Below are 24,317 nucleotides of genomic sequence, written 5' to 3'. Positions count from 1 at the left end.
TCTCTCTCAGTATCTAACATGGCTAAAATAGCTCAGCTTGAAACTGGGGTAAAGCTTTCAGTTCTGATTTTTATTGATTATTGAAAGTGGGTTAGACTATTTGATGTTATTTGTTTTTGTTATGAATTAATATGTAATGTACTTACTGCTTATGTTTTTTATTTTCTATGTATTTTTATTTAAAGTCAAAGGGTTGTGGTTTTTGTTTTGGGTTTATGAGAGCCTGGGTTACCGGGGGCTTAACGTTGAAAACTAAAATATTCTGGTATAATTTTGATTGAATTAATAATTAATTGATTTATAAGAAAGTAGAGTTACTTATATCATGCTTTAAATAAATAATATGAATGTTTACTACTGTAATTATAATTTTATAGCGCGTGATATATGAGAGGTAATGTAATCATTTAAATAAGCTATTTAAGAATGGTGATTGTTCCTTCCTGTGGGGGAATAGCGTTTGCCCGCAGGGTGAGGCCTCTGGCCGAATAATCGAACGTGTTCGATGAAGAGTCCTACCCCAGAAAGCAAAAAACCCGCCATAGGCGGGTTCTTCTAAATATGGTGCCCGGACTCGGACAACCGGTGCTTGCACCGGATTGAACAACGCTTTAGCGTTGGCCCGCAGGGTGAGGCCTCTGGCCGAATAATCGAACGTGTTCGATGAAGAGTCCTACCCCAGAAAGCAAAAAACCCGCCATAGGCGGGTTCTTCTAAATATGGTGCCCGGACTCGGACAACCGGTGCTTGCACCGGATTGAACAACGCTTTAGCGTTGGCCCGCAGGGTGAGGCCTCTGGCCGAATAATCGAACGTGTTCGATGAAGAGTCCTACCCCAGAAAGCAAAAAACCCGCCATAGGCGGGTTCTTCTAAATATGGTGCCCGGACTCGGAATCGAACCAAGGACACGGGGATTTTCAATCCCCTGCTCTACCGACTGAGCTATCCGGGCAACGGGGCGCATTTAACCCTATTGGCCGGATATCGTCAATCGGTTTCTATCACAAAGCCGATCGGTTGCTCTATTTTCATGCAGTGGCGGGTAAGGTTCGTGGGGCATGGAGGAGGGGGGGGAGTGATAAATATGCAAAGAATCCGTGTATTTATACCGTTTTGGTTTTTCTGATGGTTATTATTATGTGTTTTATAACAATGGGTTATGCTTAAACAATTATGTAATTAATCGACATAATAGTTACTTGAACCTCATAAAAAAACATGCAATCATTGCGCAAATTTTAGCACTCTACGTCCCCTAACGGCGTTTCCGCTCATTTAAGTCAGAGGGTTGCAGGCATGACTGGTATGGTTACTCAAGCGCTACTGCGCACCAGACATCTGATGATGCCGCTACTCCGCCGCGATCTTTCCCGAACGTCGTCCTCCAGACACGCCCAGCCCAGCATGCGGTAAGGCAACTTCATGCTCGCTGTTAGGCATTATTAAAAATAGAGCTGTGGCTCTGATTTTACTGATGTCTATCGGACGCTGCCGATACCAGTTCCCGATAGTGGCCTGATAATCTTAAGAGAGTCAGCCGGTCACGTATGCGCTCTATGCTGCCACCCCGGACATCAAGTTGCCGGGATAACCTTTGTTATCTCATCACCGTGCCTTGTGGCACAGCCTCATCCTTAACCGTTTGAGAGTTAGCACTATGAAAGAATTGAAGATAGCCACCAGCGCCAGCCTGGTCGCCGCCATTGAAACGCTGCGCCAGATTGTCCGCGTCGAGCAGACGGATTATACCGACGTTGCGGCATTGGTCGTGTCGGTTGATGACGTCAACGCCGGCATCCTGGCACAGCTTAAAGCCACCGGGTTCGAGATCCCCACCTTTGTGGCGGTGGCCGGAGATGAGCATCTCTCGCCGGACTACCTGCCGTTTATCAGCGGTGTTTTCGCGCTGGACGGTGCCAGCAAGGCGTTTTATATGGCGCAGTTGGAAGCCGCGGCGGATGCTTACGAGCAGGCGCTGCTGCCGCCGTTTTTCAAAACCTTGAAAACCTATGTGGAAATGGAGAACTCGACCTTTGCCTGTCCGGGGCATCAGGGCGGGGAGTTTTTCCGCAAGCATCCGGCGGGCCGCAAGTTTTTCGAGTTTTACGGTGAAACGCTTTTTCGTTCCGACATGTGCAACGCCGACGTTAAATTGGGCGATTTGCTGATCCACGAAGGCTCGGCCAAGGACGCCCAAAAGCATGCGGCACGGGTGTTCAACGCCGATAAAACTTATTTTGTGCTCAACGGCACCTCGGCCGCCAACAAGGTGGTAACCAACGCGCTGCTGACCCGTGGCGATCTGGTGCTGTTCGACCGTAACAACCATAAGTCCAACCACCATGGTGCGTTGATCCAGGCCGGTGCGACACCGGTGTATCTGGAAACCGCGCGCAACCCGTTTGGCTTTATCGGCGGTATCGATTCCCGCTGCTTTGACGAGCGTTATCTGCGCGAACAAATTCGTCAGGTAGCGCCGGAGAAAGCCGAGGCAGCGCGTCCTTTCCGCCTGGCAATCATTCAGCTCGGCACCTACGACGGCACTATTTATAATGCGCGTCAGGTGATCGACACCATTGGTCACCTGTGCGACTACATCCTGTTTGATTCGGCCTGGGTGGGTTACGAAGGGTTTATCCCGATGCTGAAAGAGTGTTCACCGCTGCTGTTGGAGCTGGACGAGCTTGACCCGGGCATCTTTGTTACCCAGTCGGTACACAAACAGCAGGCCGGCTTCTCGCAAACCTCGCAGATCCACAAGAAAGACGACCATATCAAGGGCCAGAAGCGTCACTGCAACCACAAGCACCTGAACAACGCTTTCATGCTGCACGCCTCTACCAGCCCGTTCTATCCGCTGTTTGCGGCGCTGGACGTCAACGCCAAGATGCATGCCGGGGCCGCCGGTCGCCGTATGTGGATGGACTGCGTGAAGCTTGGCATCGAGACGCGCAAGCAACTGTTGGAACGCTGTTCGCAGCTCAGGCCGTTTGTCCCCCTGCAGATCGCGGGCAAGAACTGGCAGGATTACGACACCGATTTGATCGCCAACGACGCCCGTTTCTTCAATTTTGTGCCGGATGAGAAATGGCACGGTTTTGAAGGTTACGCGCAGGACCAGTATTTGGTCGATCCGTGCAAACTGCTGCTGACCACGCCGGGTATTGATGCCGCCACCGGCCAATACACCGAGTTTGGCGTGCCGGCCACCATTCTGGCCAATTTCCTGCGCGAGAACGGTATCGTGCCGGAGAAGTGTGACCTTAACTCGATCCTGTTCCTGCTGACGCCGGCGGAAAACCCGGCCAAGATGCAACAACTGGTGGATATGCTGGTGCAGTTCGAACGTTACGTGGAAGAGGACGCGCCGCTGAGCCAGGTGCTACCAACGGTATATCGCAAGAACGAGCAGCGTTATCGCGGCTATACCCTTCGCCAGCTGTGCCAGGAGATGCACGATTTATACGTCAGCTTCGACGTTAAGCAGCTGCAAAAAGAGATGTTCCGTCAGCGTCATTTCCCGCAGGTGATGATGAACCCACAGGACGCCAACGTGGAGTTTATCCGTGACAACGTTGAACTGGTGCCGATCGGGCAGGCCGAAGGGCGCATTGCGGCAGAGGGCGCGTTGCCTTACCCACCGGGCGTGCTATGCGTAGTGCCGGGCGAAGTCTGGGGCGGGGCGGTACAGCGTTATTTCATGGCGCTGGAAGAGGGCATCAACCGGCTGCCGGGCTTCTCCCCGGAGTTGCAGGGCGTTTATATCGAGAAAAAGGATCACGGCTGGAAACGCATTTTCGGCTATATGATCAAGCAATAGAAAATAAGGGCCGGTTTGCACCGGCCCTTATTATTGATAACGCCACCGCAAATTATCTTCTGCGGTAACTCTTCTGGGCGTTGTTCACCTTCACCAGGTAACGGCGAGATTCGCCGGCCGGATGCTTGGTGGTCAGCGTCTGATAGACGTCGCCCGGCTGCATGCTGTTGATGATGCTCACCGCACGGGTCCTGTCGCTAGAGAACACGCGTAGCACGCTACCGGCGCCGCCGTTATAGGCGGTGATAACCGCGTAGCGGCGTGAAGTAGGGTTTTGAATCCCTCCCAAATAGTTGTTCTGCAAAATGGCCAGATAAGCCGTACCGGTATCGATGTTGTTTTCCGGGTCGAACAGGTAACTGCGGCTTGGTTTGCCCCATTTCCCACGCATCTGGAACACATCCTTACCGGCGGTGTGCTGCACCACCTGCATCAGGCCCAACGCATCTGAACCGCTCACCGCATAGGGGTTAAAGCTCGATTCGGTCTGCATGATCGCCAGGATCAGCGACTCTTCCACGCCGTATTTCTCCGACGCCTTGCGAACCATCGGCAGGTATTTGTGGGCACGTTTGTCCAGGTGGTTTGGCACCAGCTGAATAGTGACCGAGTAAATCACGTGCAGGCCGGAGGTGCGTTTTTGCAGCTTGGTCTGCAACAGATAGTCGGCGAAGTGCGCCGCACGCCATTCCCAACGGATCGGCGCACCTTTGTTATCCAGTACCTGGCCGTACAGGAACGGCTCTTTACTGATCTGGATATCGTTGACGTCGGAATAGAGATCGATAGAACCCGGGTCGTCCCCCATCAGCAAGGTGCTGATAATCGCCTGGCGCAGGTGAGCGGCAGGATCGGTGGTGGCGATGGTTTCAATAGTGATGGCACCAGAATCAAAGTTGATGTGGCTACGGGTTTGATACTGGTCGGTGTATTTAACGTAATCTTTCGGCCCGGCGATCAGAACTTCGTTCAGACCCCAGATATTCTCGATGTTGTGGGCGAACTGACCCATCAGGATTTCGAAGCCGTTGGTGTCTTTGACCCAGGCTTCGTTGACTTCTGTGCTTTTTTTGCCGGAACAGGATATCAGCAGGGGCGCTATCACTAGCAAAGCTAAAATTTTCTTCATCTTAAAGCCGTATACGAGAAGTATTGGAAGGGCCAGCGCCTGGCCCCAACAGCATTATTCGCTTGGTGGCGTATAGCCTTCGATATGGACGTCATGCCCTTCGAACAGGAATTTGATCATTTCCGCTTCCAGCAATTTGCGGTCGTCAACGTTCATCATGTTCAGTTTTTTCTCGTTGATCAGCATGGTTTGTTTTTTCATCCATTCTGCCCAGGCTTCTTTCGAGATCTCGTTATAGATGCGTTTGCCGACTTCCCCTGGATAAAGCTGGAAGTCCTGCCCTTCGGCGTCACGCTGCAGGAAGGTACAAAAAATGGTTCTGCTCATGCTAATTCCTCATCAATGGCGCTATTGCCAATAAACCCGTCATACTTTGAGCTGCAGGTGTGTTGGCTGCCTTTTCTCACCCGAATCACTTACCTCAGTAAGCTCATCGGGACTCGCTCAGTTGCCGCCTTCCTGCAACTCGAATTATTTAGGCTATAAACCCTGTCGGCGCGGGGACTGTTTTGCCAACTGTTGCAACAGGCGGTCAACCGGTGCGGCCAGCCCGACCGATGGCGGCTGCGCTAAGTTATACCAGAGACCGGCGCCCTCATCCATGCTGCTGCCTGCGGCGTCCATTTCCAGCCATATTGGCACGATATCAAGATGGAAATGACTGAAAGTATGACGAAATGCGGTCAGTTGCTCCCGGCGATTGTTTTTCAGACCGCGCTGTTGCAGCCAGAGTTCCATCTCTTCACGTTCGCTGAACTGCGGGAAGCAGAACAGACCACCCCACAGACCGATGGCGGGGCGCTGCTCCAGCCAGGCGCGTTCGCCGTGCTGCAGCAATAAAAAGTAGGCGGTTTTTTCCGGCAGGGTCTGCTTGGGCTTTTTACCTGGATATTTTGCCCAACTGTGGTGGGCATAGGCGATGCAGCCGAGGCTGAGTGGGCACAGTTCGCATTTCGGCTTGGAGCGGGTGCAGACCATCGCCCCCAGATCCATCATCGCCTGATTGAACTGGCCAACGCCCTTGGCCGGGGTAACGTTTTCGCTGATTTCCCACAGTCGGTTTTCTACTTCTTTCTTGCCCGGCCAGCCTTCGACGGCATAGCAGCGGGCCAGGACGCGTTTTACGTTGCCGTCGAGGATTGGGTAGTGTTGGCCGAGCGCCAGCGACAGCACTGCGCCTGCCGTTGAACGGCCAATACCGGGCAGGGCGTGGATTTCTTCAAAGGTTGTCGGGAACTCACCGCCGTGCTGTGCGACAATAGCCTGCGCCGCCTTATGCAGATTGCGCGCACGGGCGTAGTAGCCCAGGCCGGTCCACAGGTGCAGCACTTCGTCCAGCGGCGCTTCAGCCAGCGCACGCACGTTGGGAAAACGTGCCATAAAGCGCTGGAAGTAAGGGATCACGGTGGCAACCTGAGTTTGTTGCAACATGACCTCAGAGAGCCATACTTGATAGGCGGTCTTATCAAGCTGCCACGGCAGGGTTTTACGGCCGTAACGCTGGTACCAGTCAAGCACCACCTGTGCGAACTGCTGTGCTTGCATCATAAGCTGATTCGATATCCGGCAGAAAATGAAGCGCGATTGCAGCATAGAGTCATGATGCTGTAAACCGGAACTTTCCGACGTCGCACGGCAGGTACATTAGATGAACACTTGCTAAACCAATGTATCTTTGCATAATGCGCGTTTCCCTAATTGGCAGCCAAACAGACAGAAAGCACTATGATTAATGACGTCATCTCCCCGGAATTTGATGAGAACGGCCGCGCGATGCGCCGTATCCGCAGTTTTGTCCGCCGCCAGGGGCGGTTGACCAAAGGCCAACAGCACGCGTTGGACAACTATTGGCCGGTGATGGGCGTGGAGTATCAGGCTGAACCTGTCGATATCGCCGCACTGTTCGGGCGCGACGCGCCGACCGTGCTGGAGATCGGTTTTGGCATGGGCGCCTCGCTGGTGACCATGGCGGGCAATAACCCGCAGCAGAATTTCTTGGGGATAGAAGTCCATTCGCCGGGCGTGGGTGCCTGCCTGGCCGACGCTACCGAAGCGGAACTGAGCAACCTGCGCGTAATGTGTCACGACGCGGTTGAGGTGTTGGAGAATATGATCCCGGACGGCTCGCTGGACATGGTTCAGCTGTTTTTCCCCGATCCGTGGCACAAAGCGCGCCACAACAAACGCCGCATCGTACAGACGCCGTTTGTTGAACTGGTGCGTCGCAAACTGAAAGTCGGCGGCGTCTTCCACATGGCCACCGACTGGCAACCTTATGCAGAACATATGTTAGAGGTTATGAACGGGATCTCAGGCTATCGCAATCTTTCCAGCGATAATGATTATGTGCCGCGTCCGGATTCACGCCCACTGACAAAATTTGAATTACGCGGCCAGCGTCTGGGACATGGCGTTTGGGACTTGATGTTTGAGAGGAAAGAATAATGGCTAAGAACCGCAGTCGTCGTTTACGTAAAAAGTTACACATTGAAGAGTTTCAGGAGCTGGGCTTCTCCGTTGCATGGCGCTTTGCCGAAGGCACCGCGGTTGAAGATATCGACAGCACGCTGGACGCTTTTATCGACGAAGTGATTGAGCCGAACGGCATGGCCTTTGACGGTAGCGGCTACCTGCAGTGGGAAGGCTTGATCTGTCTGCAGACCATCGGTCACTGCACTGACGAGCAACGCGAACTGGTCAAAAAATGGCTGGAAGCGCGTAAACTGACCGACGTTAAGGTCAGCGATCTGTTCGATATCTGGTGGGACTGATTTTCCTGCCTGATAAGCGCGGCCTGGCGTCGCGCTGAATCTATTGATTTAAGGTGCCTTTACGGCACCTTTATTTTGCCCGGAGTGTGACCGCGGTGGTAACAACATTGGATAACGCGTTGCTGGATGAGATCCTGCAACAGGTGCGCCCGCTGATTGGCCAGGGCAAGGTGGCGGACTATATACCGGCGTTGGCGGAAGTGGCGGCCGATCGTCTGGCGATCGCCGTTTGCACCGTCGACGGCGAAATGTTCCAGGCCGGTAACGCCGACGAGCGTTTCTCTATTCAGTCGATCTCCAAGGTGTTGAGCCTGACGCTGGCGCTGACGCGCTACCAGGAGGCGGAGATCTGGCGTCGGGTTGGCAAGGAGCCTTCCGGTCTGCCGTTCAACTCGCTGTTGCAGCTGGAGATGGAGCAGGGCAAACCGCGCAATCCGTTTATCAACCCCGGTGCGCTGGTGGTGTGCGACATGCTGCAAACCCGGCTCAGCGCGCCCAAGCAGCGAATGCTGGAAGTGGTGCGTCAACTGGCCGATGAAGATGACCTGGCCTATGATTCGCGGGTGGCCCGTTCCGAGTTTGAACACTCCGATCGCAATGCGGCGATAGCCTACCTGATGAAGTCGTTCGGCAATTTCGAAAACGACGTGCTTACCGTGCTGCAAACCTATTTCCACTACTGCGCGCTGCGAATGAGCTGTGAGGAGCTGGCTCGCAGCTTTGTTTATCTGGCCAATCACGGTCGTGATCTTAGCGGACGCGAGGTGATAAGCCCCCTGCAGGCGCGCCAGATTAATGCGCTGATGATGACCAGCGGCATGTACGACGGCGCGGGGGAATTTGCCTATCGCGTGGGCATGCCGGGCAAGTCCGGCGTGGGTGGCGGTATTGTCGCTATCGTCCCCGACGAGCTGTCGATCGCCGTCTGGTCGCCGGAACTGGATGCTTCCGGTAACTCATTGGCGGGAACTGCGGCGCTGGAACTGTTGTCTCAACGGATTAGCCGTTCGATTTTTTAGCCCCACCACGGAAGGGCGTCAGGAGAATATATGTTAAAGAAAACCGGGTTAGCCTTACTGCTGTTGACTGCTTCACAGGCCCATGCCGAGTATCAGTGCAGCGTTAAACCCCAGGACGACGTGATTATCAGCCCGCAGAACGTACAGGTGACCGGGGCCAGCGGCAATCTGCAGATTTCACCGGATGGCGATGTAACCCGCAATGGCCAGGCGTTGAGCCTGACAGACAGCCAGCGCCAGAAGGCCTTCAGTTACCAGAGCGCATTGCGCAAAGAGTTGCCGTGGATCGACAACGGCGCTCAGCAACATCTGGAAAAAGCGCGGGTGGCGTTGGACAAGGTGATCGTCAAAGAGTTGGGCAGCGACAGCAACGTGCGTAACCGCCTGACCACGTTGAACGGTCAGCTTAAGCAACAGATGAACCGTATCATTGAGCACCGCAGCGACGGCCTGACCTTCCATCACAAGGCGATTGATCAGGTTGAGCAGGATGGCCGCAATATCGTCCAGCAGAGCATGGGCGGCGTATTGCAGGACAGCCTGAATGAGATGGGCGTCAAGCAGGCAGCCAATAGCGGCGGCAACCCGCTGCAGGCGATCATGGGCAATCTGGGCGGCCTGCAGAAGGCGATTCAGAACGAATGGAATAACCAGGAGCAGGATTTCCAGAACTTCGGCCACGACGTGTGCAACCGCGTTACCGGCCTGGAAACCCAGCGCAAAGATTTGCTTAATGCATTGAAGTAACATGAAATCACAGCGGATAGCGTGTTTTTTGACCTCCTGACAGTTATCTGACAGACTGGTTAAACTACGTACAGATTCATGGGTGTTTACGGAGAACGCTATGAGCCATACTCGCTACGAAACTGATGTTGTCGCCTGGGCAAATGAACAGGCAGCTCTTTTGCGCTCCGGAAAATTGTCTGAGATCGATGTTGAAAAGATCGCCGAGGAGATTGAGGACGTGGGAAAGAGCGAGCAAAGGGAACTTGCGAGCCGAATGACGGTGCTGATAGCACACTTGCTGAAATGGAAATACCAGCCGGCTCGGCGCGGAACCAGTTGGGAAAGAACGATTAAGGCACAGCGTAAAGAGGTGCTTTATAGCTTGAAAGAGTCGCCCAGCTTAAAAAGCAAACTCGGCGATGCAGACTGGCTGGATGTGGTATGGTCAAAAGCAGTCGCCTTTGCCACCACGGAGACCGGATTGGATGTTTATCCGGAAAACGGTATTTGGGACATTCAGCAAGTCCTTGCTCAAGATTTTTACCCAGATTGATTCAAATAAAAAAGCGCTGAAAACTCAGCGCTTTTTTTCATTCATCCGCCAGGAACAACTCCAGTAGCGAATTAAGGAACAGTTTGCCTTTCTCGGTGATCTGCCAATACTCCGGCGTTTCTACCAGATAACCTTTCGCCAGCGCTTCGTCCAGCGCAGCACGGATCGCGCTTTCATCCAGCCCGGTGTAGTTGACGAATTCAGCACGCGGTGCGGCTTCCAGCAGGCGGAAGCGGTTCATAAAGAATTCGAACGGCCGGTCCGCCGCCGTCACCTCATGCTGCTTGTCCATATACTTGCCCTGCATAAAACCACGCGGATGCTTGGTTTTCGCGGTGCGCAGAATGCGGCCGTCGCTGAAGGTTAACTTGCCGTGCGCGCCGCAGCCAATCCCCAGATAGTCGCCAAAGCGCCAGTAGTTGAGGTTATGTTGGCACTGATAGCCCGGTTTGGCGTAGGCCGAAGTTTCATACTGCTGATAGCCGGCGGCGCTCAGCAATTCATGGCCCCGCTCGAAAATGTCCCACAGCGCGTCGTCGTCCGGTAGCACCGGCGGGCGTGAACTGAAAAGCGTATTGGGCTCGATAGTCAGTTGATACCACGACAGATGCGGTGGATTGAGGGCAATGGCCTGGCGCAGATCGTCCAGCGCCTCTTCCAGCGACTGGTCCGGCAGGCCGTGCATCAGATCCAGGTTAAAACTGCGCAAACCCAGGCCGGTAGCCAGGTGAGCTGCGCGTTTGGCCTCTTCCGGGCCGTGAATGCGACCCAGGCGAGTCAATTTCTCGGCGCTGAAGCTCTGCACGCCGATAGAAATGCGGTTCACACCGGCGCGCTGATAGCCGCTGAAGCGATCGGCCTCCACGGTACCCGGGTTGGCCTCCATGGTGATCTCGGCGCCGTCAATCACCGGAATGCGTGCCCGCACGCCGTCCAGCAGCGATTGCATCGCTTCGGCACTCAACAGGCTGGGGGTGCCGCCGCCGATAAAAATGGTGCTGATTTCGCGACCACTGACCAGCGGCAGATCGGCATCCAGATCCGCCAGCAGGTGATCGACGTATTCCTGATGCGGCACTTCGCCCTTCAACGCATGCGAGTTGAAGTCGCAGTACGGGCATTTCTGCACGCACCACGGAATATGAATGTACAAACTCAGCGGGGGCAACTTAAGCATTGCGCATCGCTTCCAGCATCAGCTTCAGGGCTTTACCACGGTGTGATACGGCGCGCTTTTCGTCACGGCTCAGCTCGGCAGCGGTGCGGCCCAGCTCCGGAACGTAGAAGATAGGATCATAGCCAAAACCGCCTTCACCGGCGGCGGCATCGGTGATTTCACCGGCCCAGCTGCCGTGGAACACCAGCGGTGTCGGATCTTCCGCGTGGCGCATATACACCAGCACGCAGTGGAACTGTGCGCCACGGCTGCCCTTGGGCACGTCTTTCAGCGCAACCAGCAGCTTGTCGAGGTTTTGCTGGTCAGAGGCGTCTACACCCGCGTAACGTGCAGAATAGATGCCTGGCGCGCCGCCCAGTGCATCAACCGCCAGACCCGAGTCGTCGGCGATCGCCGGCAGACCGGTGATTTGCGCCGCATGGCGGGCTTTCAGAATGGCATTTTCGATAAACGTCAGGCCGGTTTCCTCGGCGGACTCCACGCCCAATTCGGTTTGTGCGACCACGTTCAGGCCGAAATCGGCCAACAGGTCGGCGAGTTCGCGCACTTTACCCGGGTTACCGGTGGCAAGAACGACTTTTTGCATGATGACTACCTTGAAATTTATTCGATTAGCGCCGCGACCACGGCGGGGATCTGTTGCGGATTAACGATGCGTAACTGTTTATGCCGCCCCAGCTCGCCTTTCTCTATGGTGACGTTGCTTTTCGCCACTTTGAACTGCTTGGCGAGAAACTTGATCAGATGAGCGTTGGCCTGGCCGTCTACCGGCGGGGCGGTAATGGCGACTTTAAGTTCGTCGCCATGCAAACCGACAATCTGGTCGCGGCTGGCTTTCGGCTGAATATATAGCCTGATTGCCAGCCCGTCCAGCACGGGGGTGACTGCACTCACAGCAGGAACCAGATCTCACCGAACAGATCCATACCCAGGTAGTTGATCAGATACAGGATCAGGATCACTACCATCGCTGAAAAATCAATGCCGCCCATTGCCGGAAGAATACGGCGGATTGGCGCCATCAACGGTTCGGTCAGTTGATACATCAACTGATCAATCGGGCTGCGGCCCTGACTTATCCAGCTCATCAGCGCGCGGATAATCATCACCCAGAAGATCAGATAACCGGCCGACTTTACCAGAGAGATCAAGCCAAACAGCAGGTTATACGGGCTGAGTGACATCGCGCCGCCCTGAATCAGCAGCAACAGCGGATACTTGATGGTCATCAGCAGGAAAGCCAACAGCAGTGATGCGCTGTCAATTGGTCCCATTGACGGGATAATACGGCGCAGCGGGCCAATCACCGGCTGGGTGATCTTCACGATAAACTGCGCGAATGGGTTGTAAAAGTCAGCGCGTGTCCACTGCATCCAGATGCGCAGCAGCAGTACCATGACGTAAAGATCAATAACGGTTTTGACCAAAAAAGTCAGCGTTAGCATGAAGTCGTCCTTCTCCTTAACTCTCGATTATTTAAAATGATTTTTCCATTTCCTGCGCACGGGAAACTGCCGCCTGCATGGCTTTGGCCACGGTTGCCGGCAGTTGTTGCTCGTTGAATACCCGCAGCGCCTCGGCGGTGGTGCCGCCTTTGGACGTTACCTGCTCACGCAAGGTCGACAACGGCGTCTCCGGGTTGGCTTCCACCAGCGCAGCGGCGCCGGATGCCGCTTGTTGCACCAGCGCACGGGCCGTCTGGCTGTCGAAGCCCATACGTTCGGCTTCCTGCTGCATGGCTTCCATAAACAGGAAGAAATAGGCCGGGGCACTGCCCGCAGCGGCGATCACGCTGTTGATGCCGTTTTCGTCATCCACCCAACATACCTTGCCAACTGACGCCATCAAATCACTGGTGTAGTCACGATCCTGTTGGCTGACCTGCTGCGGCGCATACAGGCCACTCATGCCTTTACCCACCAGCGATGGCGTGTTTGGCATGATGCGTACAATATTCAGATTGTCGGCCAGCAGCTGGTAAAAACGGCTGACCTGAATGCCTGCGGCGATCGACAGCACCAGTTTGCCGCTGAAATCGATCTGATCGCGCAACGGCTGGCAGACATCTGCCATCATCTGTGGCTTCACCGCCAGTACGATGACGTCTGCCTCGCGTGCGCAGGCAAGGTTATCACCGCTGCTAACGATGCCGTAGTCGGCAGCCAGCGCATCGCGGTTTTTAGCCGAAGGCGCGCAGACGCTGATGGATTTGGCCGGGTAACCGCCCGCCACCAGGCCGGCGATGATTGCGCGGGCCATGTTGCCGGCGCCAATGAAGGTAATCTTACGGTGTTGCATTAAAATTCCTCGTCAGTGTGTCAGGACTGCGAATAATCTCGCGCGCCAAAAATGGCGGTACCGATACGAACCAGAGTGCTGCCTGCGGCAATGGCCGCCGTCATGTCATCGGTCATGCCCATCGACAGCGTGTCTACCTGTGGATAATGCTGTTGCAGCGCCAGGAAGGCGTCGTGCATCTGGCGGAATACCGCTAATTGGCTCTGGTAGTCTTCTTGCGGAGCCGGAATCGCCATCAGCCCGCGTAAACGAACGTTCGGCAAGGCGACAACCGCTTCTGCCAGCGCCGGCAGTTCAGCCAGTACAATGCCAGATTTACTCTGTTCATCGCTGATATTTATTTGGATCAGAACGTTAAGCGGCGGCATGTCTGCCGGGCGCTGGTCGCTTAACCGCTGGGCGATACGCAGCCGATCGACGGTATGGCACCAGGCAAAGTGCTCTGCCACCAGCCGGCTCTTATTGGATTGCAAAGGGCCGATAAAGTGCCAATCCAGCGTTGCGCCTTCCGGCAGCGCGGCAAAATGCTGAACCTTATCCACGCCTTCCTGTACATAGTTTTCCCCGAAGGTCCGCTGGCCTGCCGCGATAGCTTCTGCGATCGCCGCCACAGGTTTGGTTTTACTCACTGCAAGCAGCGTCACTTCTTCTGGAGCGCGAGCGCAGCCTTGAGCGGCCGCGGCAATGCGGTTTCTGACATCCTGCAGATTCTGTTGGATAGTGCTCATCATTGACCCAGGAGATTGATATGGATATCGGTGAATTCGTGGCCCTTAGTGTAAAGCATAATGCTTCCGATCTGCACCTTTGTACGGGGCATCAGCCGATGTTGCGCATCGATGGTGAATTACAGGCGCTGGCAGGTACGGAAAAACTGACCGAGACCAAGATGCATCGCTTGTGCAATGCGCTGCTGCAACCCCAGCAGCGGCAGCAATTGCAACAGCAGGGGCAGCTTGATCTGGCGCTGACGCTTGCGGGCGATATTCGGCTGCGCGCCAATTTCTTTCTGCAAAGCCTCGGGGTTTCGCTTGCCTTGAGGCTGATTGCCGGCGAGTGCCCGACGCTGGCGGCGTTGGCAGCACCAGACATCATTCCGGCCCTGGTGCGCAGGGAGGATGGCCTGATTTTGGTGACCGGCGCGACCGGCAGTGGTAAATCCACCACCCTGGCGGCAATGATTGACGACATCAATCAGCACCAGCGGCGGCATATCCTTACGCTGGAGGATCCGATCGAATTTATTCACCGCAGTCGACACTCTTTAATTCAGCAGCGCGAATTGGGCCGCGACAGCCACAGCTTTGACGACGCATTACGTGCTGCCCTGCGTGAAGATCCAGACGTCATCTTGCTGGGGGAGCTGCGTGACACCACAACCATCAGGCTGGCGCTTACCGCTGCGGAAACCGGCCATCTGGTACTGGCGACGCTGCATACCCGTAGCGCGACGCAGGCGGTCGATCGGCTGGTGGATGTTTTCCCGGCGGAAGAAAAGCCCTACGTGCGTGCACAGTTGGCCGGTAGCCTGCAGGCGGTGATTGCACAGAAGCTGTTGAGTCGGCCCGGGGGCGGCAGGGTGGCGATTTTTGAGGTGCTGACGGCGACGGCGGCGGTCAGCAGCATGATCCGCGAGGGCAAAACCCATCAGCTTGCCAGCGTGCTGCAAACCGGTGGGCAGTCCGGCATGCAGACCTTTGAGCAAGGTCTGCAACAGCGGATCTGTGCGGGATTACTGGGCGGCGCGGAGGGGACTTTGCCAAGGGATTAACCCAATTGCCGTTCGAACCAGCTTTCCAGGATTACCACCGCCGAGGCGGAATCCACGCTGCCCTTGTCCAGCGCGCGGAAGCCGCCGCGATCAAACAGGTTGGCGCGGGCTTCGACGGTACTGAGACGCTCATCATGCAGCGCGATCTGCACGCCAAAGCGGCCGTGCAGGCGGTTGGCGAACTTGCGCGCTTGCTCGGTGACCGGCTGTTCGGTGCCGTCCATGTTCAGCGGCAGACCGACTACCACCAAGTCCGGTTGCCACTCTTTCAGCAACTTCTCGATCTTTTGCCAGTCCGGCGAGCCGTCCTGCGCTTTGAAAGCCGCCAGCGCACGGGCGCTGCCGGTTAGCTCCTGGCCAATGGCCGCGCCGATGCTTTTGGTGCCGAAGTCGAAGGCGATAATGGTGCGGTTGGTCATCAGGCGTGTCCTGCGTGGTTGGCAATGCTGCGGATATCGATGCCAAGGCGATTGGCGGCCTCGCGCCAGCGGCTGGCGATCGGCGTATGGAACAGAATGTCGGTGTCGGCTTCGATGGTCAGCCAGGCGTTTTCCAGCACTTCCTGTTCCAACTGGCCTTTCTCCCAGCCGGCATAGCCGAGCGCGACCAGTACGTCCTCCGGCTGTTCCGGCGTGCCCAAGGTTTCCAGTACGTCTTTCGAGGTGGTGATCATGGTATCCGGCGAGATCTGGATACTGGAGCCGAAGCCTTTGCACGGCGTATGCAGGATAAAACCGCGATCGTCAGCCAGCGGGCCGCCGGCAAACACCGGTTTATCCAGACTGATGGCCGGATCGCGTGCCTGTGGCATGATCTTCAGTTTGCTCAGCACTGTTTCCACCGTGAACTGTTCCACCGGTTTATTGATCACCAGGCCCATGGCGCCGTCTTCATTGTGCTCGCAGACATAAATCACCGAGCGTTTGAAGCGAGGATCCTGAAGTGATGGCATAGCGATAAGAAAATGGTGTTGTAAATTCATGGTGTTATTTAAGGTATTTGATTGGTGAGAAGTTAAACAGCCGCCAGTATGCGGCTATCCCCATCGCCTTTCAAGCCGCGACTCGGTTGACGCGGGCTGACAGCGTCATTCAGGGAGGTCGGGAAGGCGGGCGACGCAAGTCACCCGCATTTCGATTACTTCGCTGCCAGACGCTTCTCGATTGCATCCATCAGCATACCGGTGATGGAAACCGGGAAGGCCGCTTCTATTTCACGCGCACAGGTTGGGCTGGTGACGTTGATTTCAGTCAGGCGATCGCCAATCACGTCCAGGCCCACAAAGATCAGCCCTTTTTCTTTCAGCGTCGGGGCTACCGCACGCGCAATTTTCCAGTCGCTTTCGCTCAGTGGACGCGCTTCACCACGGCCGCCGGCCGCCAGGTTGCCACGGGTCTCGCCCTGCGCCGGGATGCGCGCCAGGCAGTAAGGTACTGGCTCACCGTCAACCACCAGAATGCGCTTATCGCCCTCCTTGATAGCCGGCAAGAAGTTCTGCGCCATGCAGAAACGGCTACCGTGCTCGGTCAGGGTTTCGATAATCACCGACAGGTTAGGGTCGTCCTGCTTCACGCGGAAGATAGACGCGCCGCCCATGCCGTCCAGCGGTTTGAGAATAATGTCGCCGTGCTGCTGGTGGAATTTGCGGATGTGCGCCGCGCTGCGGCTGACCAGGGTGTCCGGCGTCAGTTCCGGGAACCAGGCGGTGAACAGCTTTTCGTTGCAGTCACGCAGGCTCTGCGGCTTGTTAACTACCAGCGTGCCTTTGACCTCTGCGCGTTCCAGAATATAGGTCGCGTAGATGTATTCGGTATCGAAAGGGGGGTCTTTGCGCATCAGGATCACGTCCAGATCATGCAGCGCCAGATCCTGCTCGCTGCCAAAGCTGAACCAGCTCTCTTTATCTTCCTTCACGCTCAGCAGGCGAGTGCGGGCGCGGCCGTCACCGGCGTGCAGATAGAGATCGTCCATCTCCATGTAGTGCAGTTCCCAGCCACGGCGCTGCGCTTCGAGCAGCATGGCGAAGCTGGTGTCTTTCTTGATGTTGATGGAGGCGATAGGGTCCATCACGATGCCGAGCTTAATCATCTTTTCTCCTTTAACCCAGATCGCCGAAACGTACCTGCAAAGCGGTAATTGCGGTGAGCGCTGTGGTTTCTGTACGCAGAACGCGTGGCCCAAGCAGGATATCAGTAAATCCGTGGCCTGTGGTCATCGCAATTTCGTCGGCGGATAAACCGCCTTCCGGCCCAATCAGCAGGCGGACATGTTCCACCGGCAGCGGCAGGGTATTGATACTGTGGTTGGCGCGTGGGTGCAGGTTGAGTTTCAGGCTGCCATCTTGCTCGGCGCACCAGTCTTCCAGTTTCATCGCCTCGCGAATTTCCGGAATACGGTTGCGGCCACATTGTTCGCAGGCGGCGATGGCGATCTTCTGCCATTGCTGGATTTTTTTCGCCAGACGCTCGCCGTCCAACTTCACACCGCAGCGCTCGGAAAACAGCGGAGTAATGACATTGACCCCGAGCTCGATGGATTTCTGAATGGTGAATTCCATCTTCTCACCGCGAGAAATCACCTGGCCCAGATGCAGATTGAGTGGCGATTCACGGTCTTCCGGTTGGCCGGCGGCTAGCCGCACCAGCACGTTTTTTTTGTCGACCTGGGTGATCTCGGCGTCAAATACCTGGTTGCTGCCGTCGAAGAGCTGCAGTGCCTGGCCGGCGCCCATTCGCAGTACACGCCCGATGTGGTTGGCGGCGTCTTCGCTCAGTGCGATTTCTGCATGGTCGATTAACGGCTGCGGGTGATAAATACGGGGTATACGCATTGAATATTCGATCCTGACTAATATGCAGTCATCAGTGCTGCAGCTTGAAAAAAAAGAGTATATACCCAAAGTAATTGAAGCTGCAGCAAGGCGGCAAGTGAGTGCATCCCGATGAGCTTACTTAAGTAAGTGATTCGGGGGCGCTCACGCAGTCAACACCGCTGCAGTTTTAAGTACGAAGGGGATTTAGCCCTTTCGTTGCTGGCAAGCCTGTTGAATATAGAGGTTATGGTTGCCCTGTACCTTAGCGATGCGTGCCTCCCGCAGGCATTCCCATTGGCTGACCGGATACTGACGGTTCCACACCTCGAAAAGCTGGGTCTGTTGGCGGGAAAGCCGTAGTTGATAGCGATCGCGCATATAAAAATAGGTGCGGGCGATCGCGCCGCGAGCGCGTGCGGGCGGTTCGGCCTGCTTATTTTTAAAGTCCACTTTCATTGGGCACTGGCCATACTGACCTTCGCCGCCTTTCCATTGGCTGTACATGAAATTATTGCGATCGCCGTTCACTTCACCTATCGCCGGCTGCAGGTTGTGCAGGTCAGTTTCGATTTGGCGGTAGCTCGCGTCTTTGTTGCAGTTTTTGCGGCCACCTTGTTGCCAGCACTGCAATTGGTGTCCGAACTGCCAGGCCGGTACCACATGTTCCCATTCGATACGCTGTGCGCGTTGGGCGTTCTTGCGTGGTTGATAGCCACAACTGTTTAAATCTGGGATGCCTTTCTTGCCCTGCCAGGTGATCTGGCAGCCGCAGTAGAAAGAACCGGGCGCATCTTGGTTGATTTTGGCCGCTGCCGCCTTGGCCTGAGAAAAATTATTGATGCCGTGCGCCTGTACGGCGCCGGTGGTGAAAATAACCGTAAACAAAATTTTGCGAAGCATATTCCAAAACTGCTCAAAATTGGAAAGGCAGGCAGGGTAGCGGAAGTCAACGGCAGTGGCAAACGACGGGCGTTAACCCCGTGACTTTTCAAGCCAGCGCCGGAGTCTGGCTGTAACTTGGGACGTAGGGAGCAGAGGTTGGATTTTTCGCTTAAACAGGCTCACCGGCGATAAATTTCAATTTTTCGCCGCACTGACGGCAGCGGTATTCGCTTTCTCCGCGAAGCACCCGATTATGCCGACGTACGGTGAGCTGATGTTGTTGGCAACGACAGAGGTAGGGGAAGGTTTTGCTTTGCACCGAGGCAATTTCAAACTGGTGGGTGCGGCTGGCCGGTACCTGCAACACGCTTTCCATCATCCAGCGCCATTCGCGCCCATGTGGGGCCACGCGGCCAAACTGGCGGAAGACTAACAGGTGCGCCAGTTCGTGCGGCACCACTTCGTCGATAAACGGCTGTTGGTTTTCCATCAGCAAAACCGGATTCAGCCGAATTTCCCAGGCTTGCAGCCAGGCGGTGCCCGCACTGGTTCCGCGTTGCTGGTAAACGACTTTGGGTTCCGGAAACTCGACGGAAAAATGCTGACGCGCCAGCAGAAGTTTTTCACGCAGGCAGCGCATCACCGCCTGTTGCAGCGCTATGGGGATTCTTACTTTGTTCATTGCGGCTAGCTTAAGCAATGGCGCGACGGCTGGCAATAATACGAAAAACTAATTCTCATCCCGCCTGTCGGGCCGGTTTTTCATCGCATTGATAACCCGATCGACGCTGATGGATTGTAATCAATGTGTTAACTGCGGGATAATAAACCGTACATGCTGAGTCTGTACCCGCAGCGCTCACAGAAAAGATTGGAAAGCATCCCGAGAAAATACCTTTCTAACGCAGGGGTTATTATGCGATTTAGCGCAATAACCGACTGATTAAAAATACGTAAGGTGTGGGAAGTTTTTTGACGCGGCCTGCCCCGAGCTGGCTGAGTAAGTGTGAATTTAACGCAGCTGATGTTGCAAGTGAGAGATCAATGTCGAATAAACCGTTCCATTATCAAGATCCGTTCCCGCTGAAGAAAGACGATACCGAATACTATCTGTTAAGCCGCGATCACGTTTCCGTGAGCGAATTTGAAGGCCAGGAAGTTCTGAAAGTAGCCCCTGAAGCGTTAACCCTCCTTGCCCAGCACGCGTTTCATGACGCCTCATTTATGCTGCGCCCGGCGCACCAGCAGCAGGTTGCCGATATCCTCAAGGATCCGGACGCCAGCGAAAACGACAAATACGTTGCGCTGCAATTTTTGCGTAACTCAGAAATCGCCGCCAAAGGTATTTTGCCGACCTGTCAGGACACCGGTACCGCCATTATCGTCGGTAAAAAGGGCCAGCGCGTCTGGACCGGTGGCGGCGACGAAGAAGCGTTGTCACGCGGGGTGTACAACACCTTTATCGAAGACAACCTGCGCTATTCGCAAAACGCCGCGCTGGATATGTATAAAGAGGTCAACACCGGCAGCAACCTGCCGGCGCAGATCGACCTCTACAGCGTCGACGGTGAAGAATACAAATTCCTGTGTATTGCTAAAGGCGGCGGTTCTGCCAACAAAACCTACCTTTATCAGGAAACCAAAGCGCTGCTGTCTCCGGGCAAGCTGAAGGATTATCTGGTAGAGAAAATGCGTACGCTGGGCACCGCGGCTTGCCCGCCGTACCACGTGGCGTTCGTTATCGGCGGCACCTCGGCGGAAGCAACGCTGAAAACCGTAAAACTGGCGTCGACCAAGTACTATGACGGCCTGCCGACTGAAGGCAATGAGCACGGTCAGGCATTCCGCGACGTGGCGCTGGAAGAAGAGTTGCTGAAAGAAGCGCAGAACCTGGGATTGGGCGCGCAGTTTGGCGGCAAATACTTTGCGCATGACGTTCGCGTGGTGCGTCTGCCGCGCCATGGCGCATCCTGCCCGGTGGGAATGGGGGTTTCCTGCTCCGCTGACCGTAACATTAAAGGCAAGATCAACCGTGACGGCATCTGGCTGGAGAAGCTGGAGCATAATCCTGGCAAATTCATCCCGCAGGAGCTGCGTCAGGCCGGTGAGGGCGAGGCAATCAAGATTGACCTTAACCGCCCGATGGCCGAGATCCTCAAGCAGCTGTCGCAATACCCGGTATCCACCCGCCTGTCCTTGAGCGGCACCATCATCGTGGGCCGCGATATTGCGCATGCCAAGTTGAAAGAGCGCCTGGACAGAGGCGAAGGTCTGCCGCAATACGTTAAGGATCATCCGATTTATTACGCGGGCCCGGCCAAAACGCCGGACGGCTACGCCTCTGGTTCACTGGGGCCAACCACTGCCGGGCGCATGGATTCTTACGTCGACCTGCTGCAGTCTCATGGCGGCAGCATGATCATGCTGGCGAAAGGCAACCGCAGCCAGCAGGTGACCGACGCCTGCCACAAGCACGGTGGCTTCTACCTCGGCAGCATCGGTGGCCCGGCGGCGGTACTGGCGCAGCAGAGCATCAAGAGCCTGACCTGCGTCGAATATCCGGAGCTGGGTATGGAAGCGATCTGGAAAATCGAAGTGGAAGATTTCCCGGCGTTTATTCTGGTGGATGATAAAGGCAATGACTTCTTCCAGAAGATCCAGTCTGGCCAGTGTTCTCGCTGCGTGAAGTAACCGCCGAAAGGATTTGCCGTCCGCAGTGGGGCGGCAAATTTCAGGTTTTATCAACCCCTGTGTAAATTACTGTAGCCCGCTGGACGCGATGTTTTAACCTGTATACCCTACGCGCAAAGCACTAATACGCGCATAAAGGCATATTTGGAACAGAAGGTTCGGCAAACTCATGGAAACGCAGGAAAGTCATATCAGGGAATTGCTGGTCTGGATTGAAGACAACCTAACCAATCCCTTGTCATTGGATATCGTTTCTGCCAAATCAGGCTACTCGAAATGGTATCTGCAGCGAATGTTCAAAAAGCAGACCAGTTTGTCGCTGGCTTCCTATATTCGCGCGCGCCGCTTGTACCTCGCCGCTTTCGCCTTGCGTTATACGCAAAAAAGCATTCTTGATATTTCTATTGAATATCAATTCGATAACCAACAAACCTTTTCTCGCTGCTTCAAAAAGCACTTTGCCGAATCTCCCAGTGTTTATCGCCATGCGCGTAAACAGGACTTCAGCCATCTGGTTCGCTCGCTGTCGGTGAATCAGCCGGGGGATATTAAGGTCGATCGCATCAAGGTCGCCAAGGGGCAGTATGCTATCCGAGGGAAGAGTTACCCTTACCATCTGGACATTACCGATCTGGATAAGTCGCACCTTCCCATCCGCAGCAAAATCAAAGAGACGTTCTATGCTCTGCTGGGTGAGCGCCCGGCATTGACCTATTCGCTGGCCCAGTTTGTGCCAGATGGGGAACGAGTGCGGGTGGATTATACCCTGGGCGTTGCGGCAGACTGCCCGGTCAGTGACGGTGCCGGGCTTGAAGCGCTGCCGGATATCTCCGGTGATTTTTGTCGTTTTTGCTATGCCGGCAAGCCAGTGGCCCTGAACGATCATATTGTGCAGATGTACACTCAGGTCTTGCCGCAACTTGGCCTGGCTCGCCGGGAAGGGCCTGACCTGACGATGTTCAACTATTCGCTAAATGAGCGGGAGGAGCTGCATCTTGAGCTCCAACACCTGGTGCCGGTGACTCCCCTTGACTGAGCGGGGTGGCAGAGCGGTTCTTTTGCTGCACGATATCTGCCATCACCGCCAGCGCGATTTCAGCCGGGGTCTTGCTGCCGAGCGGTAAGCCAATCGGGGCATGAATTCGCTCCAGCTCTTGTGGGCTGAATTCGGCAATCTGCTGCAGGCGTTGGCGACGACGCGCGCTGTTGCGCAACGATCCCATGGCGCCGATATAAAACGCCGGGGTATGGATAGCTTCCATTAGCGTCAGATCGTCCATGCGGGGATCGTGCGTCAGCGCGACAATCGCGGTATTGGCGTGACAGCCGCCGTCTTCAATAAACTTGGCAGGAAACTGACGCAGTAGCGTCACGTTGGATCTCAGCTGCGGGGCGAAATTTTCCAGCGCCTCCGGACGGTTCTCGCACACCAACACTTCAAACCCCAGCGAACTGGCGAAATCGGCGCAGTACAATGCCACGCTGGAAAGACCGGCGATCAGCAAACGCGGGGCTGCGGCAATATGTAGGGTAATTTGCGGGCCGCGGCGTTCCACCTGGGTCGCACTGGCGAAATCGGTCAACGTCAGGCTGCCGCAGGCATCCGGCAGAGTGAGGCGTTTGACCAGCGCATGGTGTCCGTTTAACGCGCCGGCGAGGGTTGTCAGGTAATCGATGCTCTCGTCGCCCGCCGGTAAATACTCAATCAGCACCTCCAGCACGCCGCCGCAGGGCAGCGCTACGTTGGGCTCCAGACCGCCCTCACCGTAACGAATGACCTGGCTGGCAGCCTGATACTCCCCGTCCGCCAGGCGCCGCAGAAAGTCTTCTTCCACGCATCCTCCGGACAGCGAGCCGCAATAATGTCCGTCCTGCGTGGCGGCCAACAGCGCCCCCGGCGATCGCGGTGAGGAGCCGTAAGTGCTCAGCACGGTGCACAGCCACACCGGTTGTTGTTTCAGCCAGTTTATCGCCTGGCTGACCACGGTGATATCGAGATGTTGCATAGATGAGTTACTCGCTGACCGGTAGCTGTGACGGAAGATCTATATCCTGCACGACAGTGGGTTGATCAAGATTAAGCCAGTGTACCGCCTGCTCTTTAAGCAGATCGCGTGCACCATTATCGCCACGTAATTGGCTCAGTTGTTTGCGCAATAGAGCGGAAAACCCAACCGGGTGACCCGGCTGTTGTTCAAAACGGGGACGGACAATGGCGTGGTGCTGCAACGCGCTGGCTACCTGCTGGAAAACCGCCGGGGTAACGAACGGCATATCCGCCAAATGAACCAACCAGCCTTGCCAGTGCGGCGTGGCGTTAACGCCGGCGGCAATGGAATCGCCAAGGCCGACGCTGGCCAGCAGCGTGACCGGAACCTGATAGGCGGCGCAAATCTGTTGAACCTGGCGGTTGTCTGGCCGGGTGACCACCCATATGGGCAGGCCGGAAGCCAACGCTTGACGCAGCGTCTGTTCAAACAGCGAACGTTGGCGGCCTGCGGCATCCGCAAACTCGGCATTTAATTTATTGCCTGCGCCACCGGCCTGAGAGAAGCGTTCTCCACGTCCGGCAGCGGCGATCACTATGCCTGTTGTCATCTTATCCGCCCGAATTTGCGCAACTTCTAATTACCTTACTAAAAATATGTGTTGTTGAGATGTGT

The 24,317-nt window shown here is 55.5% G+C and carries 26 protein-coding genes and 1 tRNA gene; 9 read left to right on the top strand and 18 right to left on the bottom strand.

Annotation, left to right across the window (positions count from 1 at the left end):
• Window positions 1-878: 878 nt before the first annotated feature.
• Window positions 879-954: transfer RNA gene (locus tag H0S68_RS20875), tRNA-Phe, on the bottom strand.
• Window positions 955-1,659: 705 nt separating this feature from the next.
• On the opposite strand from H0S68_RS20875, the gene speF reads away from it, so the two are divergent.
• Entirely contained in the window at window positions 1,660-3,822 is a 2,163-nt protein-coding gene (speF, locus tag H0S68_RS20870) for an ornithine decarboxylase SpeF (RefSeq protein WP_020828616.1), read from the top strand.
• A gap of 52 nt (window positions 3,823-3,874) precedes the next feature.
• On the opposite strand, the gene mltC is transcribed toward speF, so the two are convergent.
• The 3 genes from mltC to mutY form a co-directional block, all read right to left on the bottom strand.
• Window positions 3,875-4,951, bottom strand: coding sequence for a membrane-bound lytic murein transglycosylase MltC (mltC, locus tag H0S68_RS20865; protein ID WP_262239784.1), 1,077 nt, complete (start codon window positions 4,949-4,951; stop codon window positions 3,875-3,877).
• A gap of 54 nt (window positions 4,952-5,005) precedes the next feature.
• A complete protein-coding gene (locus tag H0S68_RS20860) occupies window positions 5,006-5,278 on the bottom strand; it encodes an oxidative damage protection protein (protein WP_020828614.1) in 273 nt (90 codons plus the stop codon).
• Between the two features lie 153 nt (window positions 5,279-5,431).
• A complete protein-coding gene (mutY, locus tag H0S68_RS20855) occupies window positions 5,432-6,499 on the bottom strand; it encodes an A/G-specific adenine glycosylase (RefSeq protein ID WP_238387481.1) in 1,068 nt (355 codons plus the stop codon).
• A 177-nt stretch (window positions 6,500-6,676) separates the two neighbouring features.
• On the opposite strand from mutY, the gene trmB reads away from it, so the two are divergent.
• The 5 genes from trmB (at window position 6,677) to H0S68_RS20830 (ending at window position 10,023) form a co-directional block, all read left to right on the top strand.
• A complete protein-coding gene (gene trmB, locus H0S68_RS20850) occupies window positions 6,677-7,396 on the top strand; it encodes a tRNA (guanosine(46)-N7)-methyltransferase TrmB (RefSeq protein ID WP_020828612.1) in 720 nt (239 codons plus the stop codon).
• The gene (locus H0S68_RS20845; protein WP_020828611.1) at window positions 7,396-7,722 is read left to right on the top strand and encodes a YggL family protein; all 327 of its coding nucleotides are present in this window, start codon (window positions 7,396-7,398) and stop codon (window positions 7,720-7,722) included. The genes trmB and H0S68_RS20845 overlap by 1 nt, the downstream gene beginning before the upstream one ends.
• Window positions 7,723-7,817: 95 nt before the next feature.
• Window positions 7,818-8,741 carry a glutaminase B gene (glsB, locus tag H0S68_RS20840; RefSeq protein WP_122080671.1) on the top strand — a complete coding sequence of 308 codons (924 nt, stop codon included), beginning with the start codon at window positions 7,818-7,820 and terminating at the stop codon, window positions 8,739-8,741.
• Window positions 8,742-8,771: 30 nt separating this feature from the next.
• Window positions 8,772-9,488 carry a DUF2884 domain-containing protein gene (locus H0S68_RS20835; RefSeq protein ID WP_020828609.1) on the top strand — a complete coding sequence of 239 codons (717 nt, stop codon included), beginning with the start codon at window positions 8,772-8,774 and terminating at the stop codon, window positions 9,486-9,488.
• Window positions 9,489-9,588: 100 nt separating this feature from the next.
• Window positions 9,589-10,023 (top strand): DUF29 domain-containing protein, encoded by a 435-nt coding sequence (locus H0S68_RS20830; RefSeq protein WP_122080179.1) that lies wholly within the window; start codon window positions 9,589-9,591, stop codon window positions 10,021-10,023.
• A 37-nt stretch (window positions 10,024-10,060) separates the two neighbouring features.
• Here H0S68_RS20830 and hemW read toward each other — a convergent pair whose 3' ends face one another.
• The 6 genes from hemW to H0S68_RS20800 are packed head-to-tail and all read right to left on the bottom strand — an operon-like array spanning window position 10,061 to window position 14,226.
• Window positions 10,061-11,200 carry a radical SAM family heme chaperone HemW gene (gene hemW, locus H0S68_RS20825; RefSeq protein ID WP_046372639.1) on the bottom strand — a complete coding sequence of 380 codons (1,140 nt, stop codon included), beginning with the start codon at window positions 11,198-11,200 and terminating at the stop codon, window positions 10,061-10,063.
• The gene (locus H0S68_RS20820; protein WP_046372640.1) at window positions 11,193-11,786 is read right to left on the bottom strand and encodes an XTP/dITP diphosphatase; all 594 of its coding nucleotides are present in this window, start codon (window positions 11,784-11,786) and stop codon (window positions 11,193-11,195) included. Before H0S68_RS20820 ends, hemW begins: the two co-directional genes overlap by 8 nt.
• A 17-nt stretch (window positions 11,787-11,803) precedes the next feature.
• A complete protein-coding gene (gene yggU, locus H0S68_RS20815; RefSeq protein WP_020828604.1) occupies window positions 11,804-12,094 on the bottom strand; it encodes a DUF167 family protein YggU in 291 nt (96 codons plus the stop codon).
• Complete coding sequence (locus H0S68_RS20810) at window positions 12,091-12,645, bottom strand: YggT family protein (RefSeq protein ID WP_044553435.1); 555 nt, start codon at window positions 12,643-12,645, stop codon at window positions 12,091-12,093. The genes yggU and H0S68_RS20810 overlap by 4 nt, the downstream gene beginning before the upstream one ends.
• Before the next feature lie 31 nt (window positions 12,646-12,676).
• Window positions 12,677-13,498 (bottom strand): pyrroline-5-carboxylate reductase, encoded by an 822-nt coding sequence (proC, locus tag H0S68_RS20805; protein ID WP_020828602.1) that lies wholly within the window; start codon window positions 13,496-13,498, stop codon window positions 12,677-12,679.
• 20 nt (window positions 13,499-13,518) lie between these two features.
• On the bottom strand, window positions 13,519-14,226 hold the full coding sequence (locus H0S68_RS20800; protein ID WP_020828601.1) for a YggS family pyridoxal phosphate-dependent enzyme: 708 nt from the start codon (window positions 14,224-14,226) through the stop codon (window positions 13,519-13,521).
• A 20-nt stretch (window positions 14,227-14,246) separates the two neighbouring features.
• Between H0S68_RS20800 and H0S68_RS20795 the strand changes: the two genes are divergently transcribed.
• Window positions 14,247-15,269: a type IV pilus twitching motility protein PilT gene (locus H0S68_RS20795; protein ID WP_128865428.1), complete on the top strand. Its 1,023-nt coding sequence runs from the start codon at window positions 14,247-14,249 to the stop codon at window positions 15,267-15,269.
• Here the strand turns inward: H0S68_RS20795 and ruvX are convergent.
• The 6 genes from ruvX to H0S68_RS20765 all read right to left on the bottom strand — a co-directional run bounded on the left by ruvX (window position 15,266) and on the right by H0S68_RS20765 (window position 19,645).
• The gene (gene ruvX, locus H0S68_RS20790; protein ID WP_020828599.1) at window positions 15,266-15,688 is read right to left on the bottom strand and encodes a Holliday junction resolvase RuvX; all 423 of its coding nucleotides are present in this window, start codon (window positions 15,686-15,688) and stop codon (window positions 15,266-15,268) included. The two genes, H0S68_RS20795 and ruvX, sit on opposite strands and share 4 nt — an antisense overlap.
• A complete protein-coding gene (locus H0S68_RS20785) occupies window positions 15,688-16,251 on the bottom strand; it encodes a YqgE/AlgH family protein (protein ID WP_041414955.1) in 564 nt (187 codons plus the stop codon). The genes ruvX and H0S68_RS20785 overlap by 1 nt, the downstream gene beginning before the upstream one ends.
• 155 nt (window positions 16,252-16,406) lie before the next feature.
• Window positions 16,407-17,357, bottom strand: coding sequence for a glutathione synthase (gene gshB, locus H0S68_RS20780; protein WP_020828597.1), 951 nt, complete (start codon window positions 17,355-17,357; stop codon window positions 16,407-16,409).
• A 10-nt stretch (window positions 17,358-17,367) separates the two neighbouring features.
• Complete coding sequence (rsmE, locus tag H0S68_RS20775) at window positions 17,368-18,099, bottom strand: 16S rRNA (uracil(1498)-N(3))-methyltransferase (protein ID WP_130016771.1); 732 nt, start codon at window positions 18,097-18,099, stop codon at window positions 17,368-17,370.
• Window positions 18,100-18,285: 186 nt separating this feature from the next.
• Window positions 18,286-18,981 carry a deoxyribonuclease I gene (gene endA, locus H0S68_RS20770; RefSeq protein ID WP_122080177.1) on the bottom strand — a complete coding sequence of 232 codons (696 nt, stop codon included), beginning with the start codon at window positions 18,979-18,981 and terminating at the stop codon, window positions 18,286-18,288.
• A 151-nt stretch (window positions 18,982-19,132) separates the two neighbouring features.
• Window positions 19,133-19,645 carry a SprT family zinc-dependent metalloprotease gene (locus H0S68_RS20765; RefSeq protein ID WP_041414952.1) on the bottom strand — a complete coding sequence of 171 codons (513 nt, stop codon included), beginning with the start codon at window positions 19,643-19,645 and terminating at the stop codon, window positions 19,133-19,135.
• Between the two features lie 362 nt (window positions 19,646-20,007).
• On the opposite strand from H0S68_RS20765, the gene fumA reads away from it, so the two are divergent.
• Together fumA and H0S68_RS20755 are read left to right on the top strand one after the other, a co-directional pair.
• Window positions 20,008-21,654 carry a class I fumarate hydratase FumA gene (fumA, locus tag H0S68_RS20760; protein ID WP_020828593.1) on the top strand — a complete coding sequence of 549 codons (1,647 nt, stop codon included), beginning with the start codon at window positions 20,008-20,010 and terminating at the stop codon, window positions 21,652-21,654.
• A 169-nt stretch (window positions 21,655-21,823) separates the two neighbouring features.
• Window positions 21,824-22,690: a helix-turn-helix domain-containing protein gene (locus tag H0S68_RS20755; protein WP_046372645.1), complete on the top strand. Its 867-nt coding sequence runs from the start codon at window positions 21,824-21,826 to the stop codon at window positions 22,688-22,690.
• Here H0S68_RS20755 and H0S68_RS20750 read toward each other — a convergent pair.
• Window positions 22,614-23,660 carry an XdhC family protein gene (locus H0S68_RS20750; protein ID WP_409325497.1) on the bottom strand — a complete coding sequence of 349 codons (1,047 nt, stop codon included), beginning with the start codon at window positions 23,658-23,660 and terminating at the stop codon, window positions 22,614-22,616. The genes H0S68_RS20755 and H0S68_RS20750 overlap by 77 nt on opposite strands.
• 7 nt (window positions 23,661-23,667) lie before the next feature.
• A complete protein-coding gene (locus H0S68_RS20745) occupies window positions 23,668-24,252 on the bottom strand; it encodes an NTP transferase domain-containing protein (RefSeq protein WP_409325498.1) in 585 nt (194 codons plus the stop codon).
• Window positions 24,253-24,317 lie beyond the last annotated feature (65 nt).

It is taken from the genome of Serratia sp. AXJ-M, assembly GCF_046531865.1.
GTDB classification, from domain to species: Bacteria; Pseudomonadota; Gammaproteobacteria; order Enterobacterales; family Enterobacteriaceae; genus Serratia; species Serratia liquefaciens.
This window is presented reverse-complemented; position numbering and strand designations above follow the sequence as displayed.

What these genes read in the sequence shown, in the direction of transcription:
- speF (WP_020828616.1), top strand. Translation starts at nt 1,660, where the DNA reads ATGAAAGAATTGAAGATAGCCACCAGCGCCAGCCTGGTCGCCGCCATT.
- mltC (WP_262239784.1), bottom strand. Translation starts at nt 4,951, where the DNA reads ATGAAGAAAATTTTAGCTTTGCTAGTGATAGCGCCCCTGCTGATATCC.
- H0S68_RS20860 (WP_020828614.1), bottom strand. Translation starts at nt 5,278, where the DNA reads ATGAGCAGAACCATTTTTTGTACCTTCCTGCAGCGTGACGCCGAAGGG.
- mutY (WP_238387481.1), bottom strand. Translation starts at nt 6,499, where the DNA reads ATGATGCAAGCACAGCAGTTCGCACAGGTGGTGCTTGACTGGTACCAG.
- trmB (WP_020828612.1), top strand. Translation starts at nt 6,677, where the DNA reads ATGATTAATGACGTCATCTCCCCGGAATTTGATGAGAACGGCCGCGCG.
- H0S68_RS20845 (WP_020828611.1), top strand. Translation starts at nt 7,396, where the DNA reads ATGGCTAAGAACCGCAGTCGTCGTTTACGTAAAAAGTTACACATTGAA.
- H0S68_RS20835 (WP_020828609.1), top strand. Translation starts at nt 8,772, where the DNA reads ATGTTAAAGAAAACCGGGTTAGCCTTACTGCTGTTGACTGCTTCACAG.
- H0S68_RS20830 (WP_122080179.1), top strand. Translation starts at nt 9,589, where the DNA reads ATGAGCCATACTCGCTACGAAACTGATGTTGTCGCCTGGGCAAATGAA.
- hemW (WP_046372639.1), bottom strand. Translation starts at nt 11,200, where the DNA reads ATGCTTAAGTTGCCCCCGCTGAGTTTGTACATTCATATTCCGTGGTGC.
- H0S68_RS20820 (WP_046372640.1), bottom strand. Translation starts at nt 11,786, where the DNA reads ATGCAAAAAGTCGTTCTTGCCACCGGTAACCCGGGTAAAGTGCGCGAA.
- H0S68_RS20810 (WP_044553435.1), bottom strand. Translation starts at nt 12,645, where the DNA reads ATGCTAACGCTGACTTTTTTGGTCAAAACCGTTATTGATCTTTACGTC.
- proC (WP_020828602.1), bottom strand. Translation starts at nt 13,498, where the DNA reads ATGCAACACCGTAAGATTACCTTCATTGGCGCCGGCAACATGGCCCGC.
- H0S68_RS20800 (WP_020828601.1), bottom strand. Translation starts at nt 14,226, where the DNA reads ATGAGCACTATCCAACAGAATCTGCAGGATGTCAGAAACCGCATTGCC.
- H0S68_RS20795 (WP_128865428.1), top strand. Translation starts at nt 14,247, where the DNA reads ATGGATATCGGTGAATTCGTGGCCCTTAGTGTAAAGCATAATGCTTCC.
- ruvX (WP_020828599.1), bottom strand. Translation starts at nt 15,688, where the DNA reads ATGACCAACCGCACCATTATCGCCTTCGACTTCGGCACCAAAAGCATC.
- H0S68_RS20785 (WP_041414955.1), bottom strand. Translation starts at nt 16,251, where the DNA reads ATGAATTTACAACACCATTTTCTTATCGCTATGCCATCACTTCAGGAT.
- gshB (WP_020828597.1), bottom strand. Translation starts at nt 17,357, where the DNA reads ATGATTAAGCTCGGCATCGTGATGGACCCTATCGCCTCCATCAACATC.
- rsmE (WP_130016771.1), bottom strand. Translation starts at nt 18,099, where the DNA reads ATGCGTATACCCCGTATTTATCACCCGCAGCCGTTAATCGACCATGCA.
- endA (WP_122080177.1), bottom strand. Translation starts at nt 18,981, where the DNA reads ATGCTTCGCAAAATTTTGTTTACGGTTATTTTCACCACCGGCGCCGTA.
- H0S68_RS20765 (WP_041414952.1), bottom strand. Translation starts at nt 19,645, where the DNA reads ATGAACAAAGTAAGAATCCCCATAGCGCTGCAACAGGCGGTGATGCGC.
- fumA (WP_020828593.1), top strand. Translation starts at nt 20,008, where the DNA reads ATGTCGAATAAACCGTTCCATTATCAAGATCCGTTCCCGCTGAAGAAA.
- H0S68_RS20755 (WP_046372645.1), top strand. Translation starts at nt 21,824, where the DNA reads ATGGAAACGCAGGAAAGTCATATCAGGGAATTGCTGGTCTGGATTGAA.
- H0S68_RS20750 (WP_409325497.1), bottom strand. Translation starts at nt 23,660, where the DNA reads ATGCAACATCTCGATATCACCGTGGTCAGCCAGGCGATAAACTGGCTG.
- H0S68_RS20745 (WP_409325498.1), bottom strand. Translation starts at nt 24,252, where the DNA reads ATGACAACAGGCATAGTGATCGCCGCTGCCGGACGTGGAGAACGCTTC.